This is a genomic window from Nonomuraea sp. 10N515B (assembly GCF_052245915.1).
In the GTDB taxonomy this organism is placed as follows: Bacteria; Actinomycetota; Actinomycetes; order Streptosporangiales; family Streptosporangiaceae; genus Nonomuraea.
In genome coordinates, this window is the sequence record NZ_JBQQBQ010000005.1 from 184,359 (window position 1) to 197,129 (window position 12,771).

The window sequence follows — 12,771 nt, forward strand, 5'->3', positions numbered from 1 at the left end:
GCGTGAGCCCCGCCATGAAGCAGTTCCCCGACTCGCCGCAGGCGCCCGCGGAAACGCGCGCCTGGCCCCCCATTTCCGTCGTCATGCCGGTCCTCAACGAGGAGCGGCACCTCCGCGAGGCCGTCGACCAGGTCCTCGCCCAGAGCTACCCCGGCGCCATCGAGGTCGTCCTCGCCGTGGGGCCGTCCCAAGACCGCACCCAGGAGGTCGCCGAGGCCATCGCCGCGGCCGATCCCCGGGTGACCGTGGTGCCCAACCCCACGGGCCGCACTCCCAACGCGCTCAACGCCGCGATCGCCGCCTCCCGCAACGGCATCATCGCCAGGGTCGACGGGCACGCCATGTTGCCCCCCGACTACCTGCGCGTCGCGGTCGAGACGCTGGCGGAGACCGGCGCCGACAACGTGGGCGGGATCATGGCGGCCGAGGGCGTCACACCCTTCGAGCAGGCCGTGGCCTGTGCCATGACGTCCAAGATCGGCGTGGGCGCGGCCGCGTTCCATGTGGGCGGCACGCCGGGCCCCGCCGACACCGTCTACCTCGGCGTCTTCCGCCGCTCGGCGCTCGACCGGGTGGGCGGCTACGACGAGCACTTCCAGCGGGCCCAGGACTGGGAGATGAACCACCGCATCCGCCAGACCGGCGGCCTGGTCTGGTTCCAGCCGCGCATGCGGGTCTCCTACCGGCCGCGGCCCAACGTCAAGGCGCTGGCCAAGCAATACTTCCACTACGGCCGCTGGCGGCGCGTGGTCGCGCGCACCCATGACGGCACGATCAACCTGCGCTATCTGGCGCCGCCCGCCGCGGTGCTGGCCATGCTGCTGGGGCTGGTCGTCGCGCCGTTCTTCCCGCTCGCGCTCGTCATCCCCGGCGGCTACGCGCTCGCCATCGTGGCGGGCTCGGTGGTGACCGGCGGCGGGCTGTCGCCGGCGGCGCGGCTGCGATTGCCGATCGTGTACGCCACCATGCACTGCTCCTGGGGATGGGGCTTCCTCACGAGCCCGAAGAAGCTGGCCCGCCCGCCGAAGTCATGACCCGCTCGACCGCCGCGTTGAAGCGGGCCAGCGCGTCGGGATACTCCGGCCCGAACAGATAACTCCTGAGCTTGATCCTGGCCCGGGCCAGCGTGTCCTCCCCGTCGAGGAACTCCGCGAGCCCGGCCAGGTCCTCGCCCAGCAGCACGCCCGCCTCGGTGCTCGGATAACGCTCGTGGAAGGCGCGTTCGGGCAGGCCCGCGACGTTCGTCACGGCGTACGGCTTCTCGCTGGCCAGGAAGTCGGCCACGACGCTGGAGATGTCGCTGATCAGCAGGTCGCACTCGTTGAAGCAGTCGTAGAGGTGCGGCTCGCGGCCCGTGACGACCATGTGCGCGATCCGCGGTGTCGACCCGGCCGCTCGCGACGGGTGCCTGGCCTTCGACTTGGCCAGCTCGACCGTCTCGATCATGGTGACGATCTTCCGGTGCGCGCGCAGGGCGCTCTTGTCGCGGTATCCGGTGAGCGGGTGCGGCTTGTAGATCACGCGGAGCGGCGGATCATGCTCGAGCAGCGCCCGGACGATGCGCGGCCCCATGGTGATCAGCGACGTGTGGAACAGGTCGTCGTTCCAGCCTTCCCACGTGGGGGCGTACAGGACGGTCCGGTACGGCAGCCCGGGCCCCTCCGTCGAGATGCCCTCCAGTTGCGGCCGGCCGACCTCGTGGATGGTCTCGTCCCTGACGCCCACCTTGGCCCGGCGGTAGCGGTCGCGTCCCGCCGGCCCGGCCACCCACACCTCGTCGTAGACCCGGGAGAACGGGTTGAACGACGCCTCCTTGTCGCTGTCCCCGTGGTTGAGGAAGGCGCTGCGCAGGGTGGGGATGCGCAACATGTGGACGTTCCTGCCGACGTTGGAGACGTACAGGCACAGCTTGGCGCTGAAGAGCGTGTGGAAGCTCATCAGGTCGGCCGAGGACGGGATGCACACCATCGGCAGTGTCGTGGGCTCCAGATGGGCGGCCATGCCGCGCTCGCGCAGCACGACGATGGCCCGCCGGTCCATGCGCTCCAGTGTCGGCAGCCACATCCTGGCCTGGTAGGCGGCCGCGGTGGCGCCGGAGAAGTAGAGGATGACCTCCGGATGGTAGGCCCTGACCTGCTCGCTCACGACCTGGATGGCCCGGGCCTTGTCGGTGAGCGGCAGGGCCCGGCGCACGTACGGGAACAGCGTGAGCGCGCCGACGGCGCCGGCCAGGAGTGCCAGGGCCGCGCCGCAGGCCGCCGCGACGGCGCCGGCCGCGGCCCCGAGCACCGGCAGGACGTCCAGATAGAGGAAACGCACGCTGCGGGCGTCACCCAGCCAGCCCGGCGGCATCTTCGGGATACGCAGCGCCGACACGTCCAGGTTGCGGGTGGTGACCGGCATCCTGCTGAGGATCAGCCTGAGCCGCAGCGCCAGCCCGGTGTGCACGGCCCGAACCCCGTGAATCCCGAACATCCCCGCCGCCAGCGCCACGAACCATGGCGAATCCGGCCCCGCCGTCCGCGCCACCAGCAGCAGCGCCGCCGTCTGCCTGACCACGAACCGCAGCGTCATCCCCAGGTGCACCTTGCCGAGCACGTCGGTCAGCCGCCTGACGACGCGCGGCGCGGCGTACTCGGCGGCGTAGGAGAGCGCGGCCACCACGCCGAACAGCACCGGCGCCGGCCAGAGCGCCGACACCAGCAGCACGGGGTAGCAGACGAGCAGAGCCGCGATCACGATGAGTTTCCTCATGTGATCGCACGGTAACAAGGATCAGGTCAAGCGGCATCTCCCCACACGCCTACAACGCGGGGGTTTTCACGCACTTGACCCTTATGCCATTGGCCGCTCGGCGGCCAGCCGCAAGAGCAGCTCGGCGATCCGCAGATCGGCGGGATGGGTGATCTTGATGTTGTGCTCGCTGCCCGGCACCACGTGGATCGGCACCTCGGGCAGGTAACGCAGCACCACACCGCAGTCGTCGGTGGCCGGGCGGCTGCCGAAGTCGGGGTCGGCGAGCGCCCGCTCGTACGCCTGCCTGATCACCGACAGCTTGAAGCACTGCGGCGTCTGGCTGCGCCGCAGCCGCGACCTGTCCAGCACCTCGCCGATGACCTCGCCGTCCGGCCCGGGCACGGCGACGAGGACCGTGTCGGAGCTCGGGATGGCCACGTCGACGGCGCGATGCGTGCGCAAGGCCTTGACGCATTCGGCGATGATCCGGGGCTCCACGAGCGGTCGCACGGCGTCGTGCAGCAGCACGTTGCATTCCTGCGTGCCCAGCGCCTGCAGGGCCCGCCACGTGCTCTCCGTACGGCTCGCGCCGCCCTCCACGATCTTCGTGACCTTGCGGTAGCCACCCTTGTCCACGATCTCGCGGACCCGGTCGGTGTAGCCCGGGGTCATCAGCACCACGATCTCATCGATCTCCGGCGCATCCTCGAACACGGCGATCGAGTGCTCGATGATCGTCTTTCCGGCGATCTCGGCGAGTTGCTTGGGAGTGGCCAATCCCACCCTCTGCCCCACACCGCCCGCCAAAAGCACCCCAACCGACCTTGAATCCATACTGGCAGAGTAACGGTGCTGTTCCGTGATATTGGCCTGACCTGTCGCTACGCTGGCTACGCACCCCCCAAGTCCACGCGCTCCACCCCGGCCGGGAGGAGACCCGCGCTTTGCCCGACTCGTTCACGACCCGCGAGAGCACGACCACGTCGGTCGTGCTGCTCGCCACGACCCCGGCAGCCCGGCTCTCCTGCGCGGACGGCACGTTGCTCGACCGGATCGCCGGCCAGCTCGCCACGCTGCCCGTGAACGAGGTCCAAGTGGTCACCCCGGACGGCGGACTCGGAGCCGACCTCAGGGGCGTCGCCAAGATCGCCCGGATCTCGGCAGGCGCCGTCGCCGTGCTCCCCGCCGACCTCGTGGCCCACACCGAGGCGCTCGCGCTGCTGCTGGAGCACCCCGCGCACGCCACCGGGGCACTGATCTCCCACGACGCGACCGCGGGGCCCATGCGGCCGCCCGTACGCGTCGAGGGCGGCAAGGTCGTCGCCGCGGGCAGCTCATTTCACCTCGTCCCCGAGGCCAACGCCACGTTCCGCGGCGTGCTGCAGGCCGGCGAGTCCGATCTGGGCACACTGGCGGACATCGCCGAGGAGCTGGCCGAACTGGCCGACGCCGGCAAGCTCGGCCCCGTCACCCCGGTCGAAGCAGTGGACCTGCTGCTGGTCGGGCTGGTCAGGACGGGCGTGCCGGTGCGGGCCGCCGGGATCGGGCCGCTGCACGCCGACCGGGTGACCGGCCAGCACGCCGCCGACAGCGCCGTCGCGGCGCTGGCCGAGGTGGACGAGGCCAAGGTCAGGCTGGACACCTCGGTCAAGCAGGACGACGGCTTCTTCGCCACCTACTTCGTCTCCACCTGGTCGCGCTATTTGATCAAGCCGGCCGTCAAGCTCAAGCTCAGCCCCAACACCGTGACCGGCGTCTCGGTCGGCCTGGCCCTCCTGGCGGCCGTGTGGTTCTCCGCGGGCACCCAGGGCGGGCGGCTGCTCGGGGCGCTGCTGTTCTACCTGTCGTTCACGCTCGACTGCCTCGACGGTCAGCTGGCCCGCTACACCCGCACGTTCTCGCCGCTCGGCGCGTGGGCGGACTGCATGGCGGACCGCATCAAGGAGTACATCGTCTACGTCGGCCTGGCCTTCGGCTCCACCGACCCAGGCATCTGGTATCTGGCTGTGGCCGCGATGATCCTGCAGGTCGTCCGGCACGCCATCGACTTCGCCTATGCCGGGGCGGTCGCCGACGCGGCCCGGGTCGGCGCGAGCTGGGGCAGACCGGCCCGCTCGCTGCAGGAGTCGGCCGACGCCCGGCACGCGGCCGGCGTGCTCAGGCTCGCCCAGCGTCTGGACCGCCGGAGAGCCACCCGCTGGATCAAGAAGATCATCGTGCTGCCCATCGGTGAGCGGACCGCACTGATCGCCGTCACCGCCGCCGTCTGGAACCCCAGGGTGACATTCCTCTCCCTGCTCTGCTGGGGTGGCGTGGCGGCCCTCTACCAACTTGCCGGGCGGATGATGAGGTCGGCGCGATGAGTCCTGTGCACATGGCCCCCGTACCCAACAGCACGGTCGTGGCCTACCGCGACGACGGTCCGCTCTCCCGCGCCATGGGCCTGCTCGTGGCCGGGCAGTTGCCGCCGCTGCCGCCGGTGCTCGCCGGCACGTTCGTCACCGGCGTGCTGCTGGTGCTCGGTGTCGCGGGTACCGACGGGCTCGCGGTGTTCGCGCCGGCCGTGACGTTGCTGCTGGCCGGGCCCGGCAGCACCCATCCGCACGACGGCAGGCTCGACTGGCTCGTGCCGCCGATCCTGCGGGTGATCGAGTACACGTTCGTGGCCGCGTGCGGGTTCGCCCACCAGCTGAACCCGGCGCTGATCTTCCTGTTGCTCGGCGCGCTGGCGTTCCACCACTACGATCTCGTCTATCGGCTGCGCCAGCGCATCTACGCGCCGTCGTGGCTGTCCACGCTGGGGCTCGGCTGGGACGGCCGGATGATGGCGGTCTCGCTGGTCGCTCTCCTGGGGTCGTTGACCTTCGGTTACCTTGTGCTCGCGCTCTACCTGTGGGGGTTGTTCGCCTGGGAGAGCTTGACCTGCTTGCTGGCCGCACCCCGATCTGGGGTGGAAGCGACCGATATGGGAACGCAAGACTAACGCCGGATTACCCGCGGAGGGCCCAAAGGGAACTAACCTTTGGGCCTACGTACGTCATGCTCGACATGCTCGACTGAGGAGTGCACGTTGCTGGGAATGGTGCTGGCCGCTGGGGCCGGACGACGCCTGCGGCCGTACACCGACACGCTGCCCAAGGCGCTCGTGCCGGTCGACGGTGAAACCACGATCATGGACATCTCGCTGCGCAACCTGGCCGAGGTGGACCTGCGCGAGATCGTGATCATCGTCGGGTACGCCGCTCAGGCCGTGCACGAGCGCAAGGACGCCTTCGAGAAGAAATACGGCGTCAAGCTCACCCTGGTGCACAACGACAAGGCCGAGGAGTGGAACAACGCCTACTCCCTGTGGTGCGCCCGCGACTACTTCTCCCAGGGCGCGCTGCTGGTCAACGGCGACACCGTGCACCCGGTCTCGGTCGAGAAGACGCTCCTGTCCGCCCCCGAGACCAGCGACATCCTGCTGGCCGTCGACGACGTCAAGAAGCTCGCCGACGAGGAGATGAAGGTCACGCTCTCGCCTGACGGCTCGCTGCGGCGCATCACCAAGCTGATGGACCCGGCCGAGGCCTACGGCGAATACATCGGCGCCACCCTGATCAGACCGGGTGCCGGAGAGCGGCTGGCCGACGCGCTGAAGGCCACGTTCGAGCGTGACCCGCAGCTCTACTACGAGGACGGTTACCAGGAGATGGTCGAGCGCGGTGAGACGATCCACGCCGCGCCCATCGGCGAGGTCGACTGGGTCGAGGTGGACAACCACGACGACCTGGCCAAGGCCCGCACCATAGCCGTTCGCTACTGAGGGGGCGGGCATGCCGCTTCTCGCGAGGATGTTGCCGGCGCCGCTGACCATGCAGGTCAGACGTGGCGCCGTGGCCGAGCTCGGCGCTCTGCTGGCCGATAGCCGCGTGGCGACCTCCGGCAGGGTCGCCGTGGCAGTCGGCCCCGGCCAGGGCGACCACATCGAGAGCCTGATCGCGCCTCAGCTGGATGAGGCCGAGGTGTTCAGGGTGGCCGACGGGTCGGTCGACGCGGCCGTCACGCTCGGCGCGGACCTGCGCAAGGGCGCCTACGAGGTGGTGGTCGGCGTCGGTGGCGGCAAGACCATCGACGCGACCAAATACGCCGCGTCGCTGGCCGGCATCCCGATGGTCGCGGTGGCCACCAACCTCTCCCACGACGGCATCTGCTCGCCCACCGCCTCCCTCGTGTACGAGGGCGGCAAGGGCACCTTCGGGGTCCCGATGCCGCTGGCGATCCTGGTGGACCTCGACTTCGTGCACAGCGCGCCGAAGTCGCTGGTCAGGGCGGGTGTGGGCGACGTGGTGAGCAACCTGTCGGCCATTGAGGACTGGCAGCTCGGCAACATCGAGCGGGGCGAGCCCATCGACGGGCTGGCCTGCTCGATGGCCCGCACCGCCGCAGAGGCGCTCATCGGCCGCGGCGACTCCATCGAGTCCGACGCGTTCCTGACCGTGCTGGCCGAATCTCTGATCCTGTCCGGCATGTCCATGGTGATCGCGGGGTCATCGCGGCCCGCGAGCGGTGGAGACCATGAGATCCTTCATGCCGTGGATCAGCTCTTCCCCGGCACCTCCAACCACGGCGAGCTCGCCGGCATCGGTGCCGCCTTCTGTTTCTTCCTGAGGGAGGACAAGGCCCGGGTCACGCAGGTGGTCGACTGCCTGCGGCGGCACGAGCTGCCGGTCGTCCCCGCCGACATCGGGCTGAGCGACGAGCAGTTCGCCGAGGCCGTCGCGCTGGCGCCGGCGACCCGCCCCGGCCGTTACACGATCCTGGAGCACCTGCGCATGCAGGACAACGAGATCCGCGATCGGGTGGGGGACTATGTCCACGCCTTCGGTCGCTGAGCTGCGGCGGGTCGCCCAGCCCGCCGGCCACCTCGATCGCAGGAACGGCGAGCACTGGGCAGGCGTGCTCTACATGCGCAGGTTGTCGATCTACGTCACCTGGCTGATGACCAAGACGCCGGTCACGCCCAACCAGCTCACCTGGCTGATGACGTTCGTCGGGATCGCGGCGGGTGTCGTCCTGGCCTTGCCGGGGCTGTGGGCCGTCGTGGCCGCCGCTCTGCTCGTGCAGGTCTACCTGCTGCTCGACTGCTCCGACGGTGAGCTGGCCCGCTGGACGGGGAAGACCTCGCTGGTCGGCGTCTACCTGGACCGCGTCGGCGCCTACTTCACCGAGGCCGCGTTGCTGGTCGGGCTGGGCTGGCGGGCGTCGGCCGTCATGCCCGATTGGTATACGGTGCTGGGCGTCGCCGCCGCGCTCGGCGCCATCCTCATCAAGGCCGAGACCGACCTCGTGGAGGTGGCCCGGGCAAAGGGGGGCCTGCCGGCCGCTACAGAGGCGTCCGCGGTGCAGTTCCGCTCCGGGCTGCTGGCACTGGGCCGGCGGGTGCTGTCGGCGACGCAATTCCACCGGATCATGCAGCCGATCGAGCTGTCGTTGCTCGCGCTGGCGGCAGCGATCGTCGACCAGTTCGCCGGCGGCCTGACGGTCACCCGGGTTCTTCTCGTCGCGTGTTTCGTAGCGGCTTGCCTACAGGTTGTTCTGCATTTGGTAAGCATCGTCTCGTCGAGGCGCCTGGCGTGATGGCATATCGGAACCGAAGAGGGGCGATGTCCGTCGTATTGATCGGACGTCCGCCGTTCGGTGGGGGTTCATCCCCGGTTCCGATACGCTTAGCTTCACCCGTACCCAGAAACAGACTCGGTGATCATGAAAGCATGCCACGACCGCCTGGTGATCTCTTGAAGATCTCGTGTGTCATTCTCACCATGGGCAACCGGGTCGCGGAGCTGAACCGGGCGGTCGAGTCCGCGCTCAACCAGGTCGACGGCGACGTCGAAGTGGTGATCGTGGGCAACGGCGCCGACGTGCCCGAGCTGTCGGCCACGCCACCCGAGGGGTCCGCCGCGGTCGTGAAGTCGATCCGGCTCGACCAGAACACGGGCATCCCCGCCGGCCGTAATCGCGGCGTGGAGGAGTGCTCGGGAGACGTCGTGTTGTTTCTCGACGACGACGGCTGGTATGCCAGCCAGAAGGTCGTCGCGCACGTGCGTGATCGCTTCGCCACCGAGCCGGACCTGGCGGTGATCTCCTTTCGGGTGATGGACCCCGACGGCGGCATCGGCCAGCGGCGGCACGTGCCCCGGCTGCGTGCGGGTGACCCGCAGCGCTCCTCGCCGGTCACAACCTTCCTCGGCGGCGCCTCGGCCGTCAGGCGCTCGGCGTTCCTGCAGGTGGGTGGCCTGCCCGAGCGCTTCTTCTACGCCCACGAGGAGACCGACCTGGCCTGGCGGCTGCTCGGCGAGGGTTACCGGATCGAATACGACGCCGAGACGGTGATGTACCACCCGCAGGTCCCGCCGACCCGGCACGCCAACTTCCACCGGCTCAACGCCCGTAACCGTGTCTGGCTGGCCCGCCGCAACCTGCCGTGGCCGCTGGCGGTGCTCTACCTGACCAACTGGGTGGCGCTCACCCTCGTCCGCGAACGCGGGTCGTCGACGGCGCTCAAGGCGTGGTTCGCCGGATTCATGGAGGGCCTGCGCAGCCCGGCGGGCGAGCGGCGGCCGATGGCCTGGCGCACGGCCTGGCGCATGGTCAAGCTCGGCCGCCCCCCGATCGTCTAGCTCGGCCGTCCGCGATCGTCTGGCTCGGCCGCTCCCCGATCGTCCGGCTCAGATCTCCACGGCTGCGCCGAACGTCATCGTCGCCCGCGAGACCGTCGTGGTGAACATGGCCCGCTTGGGCAGACCCAGCTCGCTCAACTCCTTGGCGATGGGGTGGTTGCCCAGGCGGATCAGCGCGCCGCTGGGCCGCATCCTGGCGCCGCGGGCGCGTACGGACCAGGGGACGCGCCGCGTGACCCCATCCCGGTGCGTGTAGGCGTCCATCGGTGCCATCGCCGCGGCGCCCGGCACCGGCACCCCCGGTTTGATCAGCATGTCCAGCACGAGCCTGTCGTCCTTGCGCAGGATGCATCGTTTGTACGGCGAGCCGAGCCGCAACTCGATGTCCGCGAGCTCTTTCGGGAACCCCCAGATCGTGCGCCCCGCGTCCAGCGTGAACCGCTGGTCCACGGGCAACCAGTGCACGAAGATCCCCGCTTCCCGGAGATCGGCGAGTCCCTTGGCCCCCGAGCCGCCAGGAGGGCGGACCAGGAAGGCCATCCCGAACTCGTGGTAGGTGTCGAGGTCCCCGTCGCGGTAGTCGACGAACAGCAGCATGCAGACGGCCTTGCCGGGCAGCGCCTCGGCCACGTCGAGCCCGGAATACGCGATGACCGCCCGGGCGGCGTCGGCACGCACCGGGTAGAAGGCACTGCAGATCTCCGCGTCCCTCACCCGGACAGGCATGTCCACCGTCCGGCCCTGGATCAGATGAGATGCCATGGTCCCAGTACATCAACCTCGGGCCCGGCTTACCATGACTACACCGCCAGAGCGTGCGTGGCGGGCTTGCCCGCCCACGACTCGGCCTGGCGCACGAAGGCCGCCGCGTGGTCCGGCCAGTGGTGGTGCAGACGCGCCTCGGCGTGGCCCTGGGCGCCCAGCCTGATCCGCCGCACCGCGTCCTCCTTCAGGTCCAGGACAGCGTTCAGCACGGCGTCCACGTCCAGCGGCACGACCAGTCCGCAGCCGGCGCCCTCCACCACCGTGGCCCCCTGCGGCGTGGTGATCACCGGCAGCCCGCGGCCCATGTAGTCCATGATCTTCGTCGGCACCTCGCGTACCGTGCCGTCGGCCAGCGACAGGCCGGCCAGCGCGCCCTCGGCCATGCGCAGCGCGTGCCTGTTGGGCACGTACCCGAACCAGTCGAGCAGGCCGACCCGCTGCGCGTCCCGCAGCAGCGGGCGCACGTCGCGCTCGGCGGACCCCATGAGGTCCAGCCGGATGCCGTGCGGCACCAGGCGCTCGGCCAGCCCGATCAGCTCGTTGACGCCGCGCTCGACCGACAGACGGCCGATGTGCACCACCCTGGTGTCGCCAGGAGGGGGAGGACTGGGCGACACCAGGGTCGCTTCGGGCACCACCGCGGAGGTGATCACTCGATGGCGCCGCTCGGCGCGGGCCAGTTGTCTGGGCGTGACATCTTCGCGCATGTCCCACACGACCGGAGGACGCCGGTACGGCAGTGCGCTCAGCAGCCGGTGGTCATGGACGATCAGCAGGTCCGCGCCCCTGACGCCGCGTCTGAGCGCCGCCCGTGCCTTGCCGAACAAGGCCGAGCGGGCCACGTCCACCGCGGTGAGCCCCATGGCCGGGGTCACGTTGTAGTAGGTGAACGGCGCCACATAGGTCACCTCGTGGCCCGCGTCGAGCAACGCCCTGATCTGCCTATGCATGATCCGGGCGTCCTCGGGGTGATGGACGGTTGTGGCGACACATGCGCGCATGTGTCGATGCTCCGCGCCTACCAGGTCAAAGGCGTTAATGCGGGTGGAACGGCCGCTTAACTTCCAGAGGGACGGCGATAGAGCCAGACGAGGCGGGGCTCGAGCACCCACTTGAAGACCGTCCTGGTCTCCGGCAGACACAACACGATCGCCAGGGCGAAGCAGCTGGAGCTGATCGCCAGCACGCCGAGCGGCCCGTGCAGCCACGGGAACTCCAGCCAGCCCATCTCCTTGGCGATCAGCACCGGGATGCCGTGCAACAGGTAACAGTAGAGGGTGCGGGTGCCGAGGTCGGAGAACCACGTCTCACCCCTGGGCACCAGTGCCAGGACGGCGAAGCACATGGCCAGCGAGCACACCAGAAGCCCGGTACGCAGGCCCAGCCCCATGTACCAGGACAGGTCCATGTCCTGGAAGCTGTGCTTGAAGTAGAACGGGTCGAGCGGCGCCTGGGGCGCGACGTAGATCGCCACCGCGGCCGCGCCGATGACCGTGAACCCGGACACGATCTTGATCCACCGCCGGTTGAGCAGCTCGAAGTGCTCGGGCTGCAGCACCAGGCCGATCACGAAGAACGGCAGGAGACCGAAGAAGCGGTCCATGCTGAAATCGCCGGAGATCTGTGAGAACCCGGCGAACAGATAGATCGCGATGGCTACCGGGATGGGGTATTTCATCCGCTTCCACACCGGTGTGGACAACCGCCAGAACAGCAGCGCCAGCAGATACCAGTTGAGCCACGCCGGGTCGATGATCGTCAGGCTCCACTTCTGGCCCAGGGAGAAGCGGAGCGCGGCGTAGCCGACCTCGACGACGACGTAGGGGACCAGGAACGTGTCGACCAGCTTGTTGGTCTTGGCGTTGGAGTTCCAGAAGTTTCTGGACAGGTAGCCGCTGATCAGCACGAACAACGGCATGTGGAAGGTGTAGATGAAGATGTAGAGGGCCCTGGAGGAGTCGGCCGACAGCGTCGGCACCAGCGAGTGGCCGACGACCACGAGCGCGATCAGGACGAACTTGACGTTGTCGAGGAAGGGGTCGCGCTTGCGCTTGCCCGGCTCGGCCTCCGGCGTCGGCTCGGCCTGCGTCAGCGGGCGCTCGTCCGTCGCGACCCCATGCACTCGGGAGCGCTCGTCCGTCGTGATCTCGTGCTCTTCACGCCCGACGCGCTCTCCATGCCCGATGCGCTCCCCATCCGCGCCTGGCGGCCCGACGGGCACCCCGGGAGCCGTGGTGGGCGTCCTGGAGGGCGCGGCGGTGACGGCGCGCGGATCGGCCGGCGACGTGGCGGCGCGAGGGCCCGGCTGGTCGTCCGGCAGGACGCCGTGCGGGTCGGTCTGCTCGCTCCAGAAGGTCTCCTCCGGCAGCGGCCACCGCGCGCCCGTATTGGCGGGCCCACCTCCCTCTTCCGGACCCGCCGGGCTCGGCGGGGATGCAGCCGGTCGAGAGAATCTGGTGTCAGACACGAGCGTCGCTCTTCGCTAGGGGCCGGGGAACACGACGACAACACGACGTGAATGCCACCTTACGATGCGGTGTCGCGCTGCGTCGCCGACCCGCAACAGACTATCCCGCTCCACGGGTCCTGTCTCTCAAGGACGCCCAGA

Annotated in this window: 12 protein-coding genes; 7 read left to right on the forward strand and 5 right to left on the reverse strand. The window is 69.5% G+C overall.

The window, feature by feature from the left end; genetic code table 11:
• Nucleotides 1–14 precede the first annotated feature (14 nt).
• Entirely contained in the window at nucleotides 15–1,034 is a 1,020-nt protein-coding gene (locus ACTWQA_RS09275; protein WP_327591210.1) for a glycosyltransferase family 2 protein, read from the forward strand.
• On the opposite strand, the gene ACTWQA_RS09280 is transcribed toward ACTWQA_RS09275, so the two are convergent.
• Complete coding sequence (locus tag ACTWQA_RS09280; protein WP_443158861.1) at nucleotides 994–2,754, reverse strand: CDP-glycerol glycerophosphotransferase family protein; 1,761 nt, start codon at nucleotides 2,752–2,754, stop codon at nucleotides 994–996. The genes ACTWQA_RS09275 and ACTWQA_RS09280 overlap by 41 nt on opposite strands.
• 81 nt (nucleotides 2,755–2,835) lie before the next feature.
• Entirely contained in the window at nucleotides 2,836–3,570 is a 735-nt protein-coding gene (locus tag ACTWQA_RS09285) for an IspD/TarI family cytidylyltransferase (protein ID WP_327585446.1), read from the reverse strand.
• A gap of 110 nt (nucleotides 3,571–3,680) precedes the next feature.
• Between ACTWQA_RS09285 and ACTWQA_RS09290 the strand changes: the two genes are divergently transcribed.
• From ACTWQA_RS09290 to ACTWQA_RS09315, 6 genes are all read left to right on the forward strand, one after another.
• Nucleotides 3,681–5,099 (forward strand): CDP-alcohol phosphatidyltransferase family protein, encoded by a 1,419-nt coding sequence (locus tag ACTWQA_RS09290; RefSeq protein ID WP_443158862.1) that lies wholly within the window; start codon nucleotides 3,681–3,683, stop codon nucleotides 5,097–5,099.
• Entirely contained in the window at nucleotides 5,096–5,719 is a 624-nt protein-coding gene (locus ACTWQA_RS09295; protein ID WP_443158863.1) for a DUF5941 domain-containing protein, read from the forward strand. The genes ACTWQA_RS09290 and ACTWQA_RS09295 overlap by 4 nt, the downstream gene beginning before the upstream one ends.
• A gap of 87 nt (nucleotides 5,720–5,806) precedes the next feature.
• Complete coding sequence (locus tag ACTWQA_RS09300) at nucleotides 5,807–6,541, forward strand: phosphocholine cytidylyltransferase family protein (protein ID WP_305920312.1); 735 nt, start codon at nucleotides 5,807–5,809, stop codon at nucleotides 6,539–6,541.
• Nucleotides 6,542–6,569: 28 nt separating this feature from the next.
• The gene (locus ACTWQA_RS09305; RefSeq protein ID WP_443159020.1) at nucleotides 6,570–7,610 is read left to right on the forward strand and encodes an iron-containing alcohol dehydrogenase family protein; all 1,041 of its coding nucleotides are present in this window, start codon (nucleotides 6,570–6,572) and stop codon (nucleotides 7,608–7,610) included.
• Nucleotides 7,588–8,355, forward strand: coding sequence for a CDP-alcohol phosphatidyltransferase family protein (locus ACTWQA_RS09310; RefSeq protein ID WP_443158864.1), 768 nt, complete (start codon nucleotides 7,588–7,590; stop codon nucleotides 8,353–8,355). The genes ACTWQA_RS09305 and ACTWQA_RS09310 overlap by 23 nt, the downstream gene beginning before the upstream one ends.
• A 158-nt stretch (nucleotides 8,356–8,513) precedes the next feature.
• A complete protein-coding gene (locus ACTWQA_RS09315; protein WP_443159021.1) occupies nucleotides 8,514–9,398 on the forward strand; it encodes a glycosyltransferase family 2 protein in 885 nt (294 codons plus the stop codon).
• Between the two features lie 48 nt (nucleotides 9,399–9,446).
• Here the strand turns inward: ACTWQA_RS09315 and ACTWQA_RS09320 are convergent, their stop codons facing one another.
• The 3 genes from ACTWQA_RS09320 to ACTWQA_RS09330 all read right to left on the reverse strand — a co-directional run bounded on the left by ACTWQA_RS09320 (nucleotide 9,447) and on the right by ACTWQA_RS09330 (nucleotide 12,630).
• Nucleotides 9,447–10,160 (reverse strand): acetoacetate decarboxylase family protein, encoded by a 714-nt coding sequence (locus ACTWQA_RS09320; protein WP_443158865.1) that lies wholly within the window; start codon nucleotides 10,158–10,160, stop codon nucleotides 9,447–9,449.
• A gap of 38 nt (nucleotides 10,161–10,198) precedes the next feature.
• On the reverse strand, nucleotides 10,199–11,113 hold the full coding sequence (locus tag ACTWQA_RS09325; protein WP_443158866.1) for a glycosyltransferase: 915 nt from the start codon (nucleotides 11,111–11,113) through the stop codon (nucleotides 10,199–10,201).
• Nucleotides 11,114–11,220: 107 nt separating this feature from the next.
• Nucleotides 11,221–12,630, reverse strand: coding sequence for an acyltransferase family protein (locus ACTWQA_RS09330; protein WP_443158867.1), 1,410 nt, complete (start codon nucleotides 12,628–12,630; stop codon nucleotides 11,221–11,223).
• Nucleotides 12,631–12,771 lie beyond the last annotated feature (141 nt).

What these genes read in the sequence shown, in the direction of transcription:
- ACTWQA_RS09305 (WP_443159020.1), top strand. Translation starts at nt 6,570, where the DNA reads ATGTTGCCGGCGCCGCTGACCATGCAGGTCAGACGTGGCGCCGTGGCC.
- ACTWQA_RS09320 (WP_443158865.1), bottom strand. Translation starts at nt 10,160, where the DNA reads ATGGCATCTCATCTGATCCAGGGCCGGACGGTGGACATGCCTGTCCGG.
- ACTWQA_RS09280 (WP_443158861.1), bottom strand. Translation starts at nt 2,754, where the DNA reads ATGAGGAAACTCATCGTGATCGCGGCTCTGCTCGTCTGCTACCCCGTG.
- ACTWQA_RS09295 (WP_443158863.1), top strand. Translation starts at nt 5,096, where the DNA reads ATGAGTCCTGTGCACATGGCCCCCGTACCCAACAGCACGGTCGTGGCC.
- ACTWQA_RS09275 (WP_327591210.1), top strand. Translation starts at nt 15, where the DNA reads ATGAAGCAGTTCCCCGACTCGCCGCAGGCGCCCGCGGAAACGCGCGCC.
- ACTWQA_RS09325 (WP_443158866.1), bottom strand. Translation starts at nt 11,113, where the DNA reads ATGCATAGGCAGATCAGGGCGTTGCTCGACGCGGGCCACGAGGTGACC.
- ACTWQA_RS09310 (WP_443158864.1), top strand. Translation starts at nt 7,588, where the DNA reads ATGTCCACGCCTTCGGTCGCTGAGCTGCGGCGGGTCGCCCAGCCCGCC.
- ACTWQA_RS09285 (WP_327585446.1), bottom strand. Translation starts at nt 3,570, where the DNA reads ATGGATTCAAGGTCGGTTGGGGTGCTTTTGGCGGGCGGTGTGGGGCAG.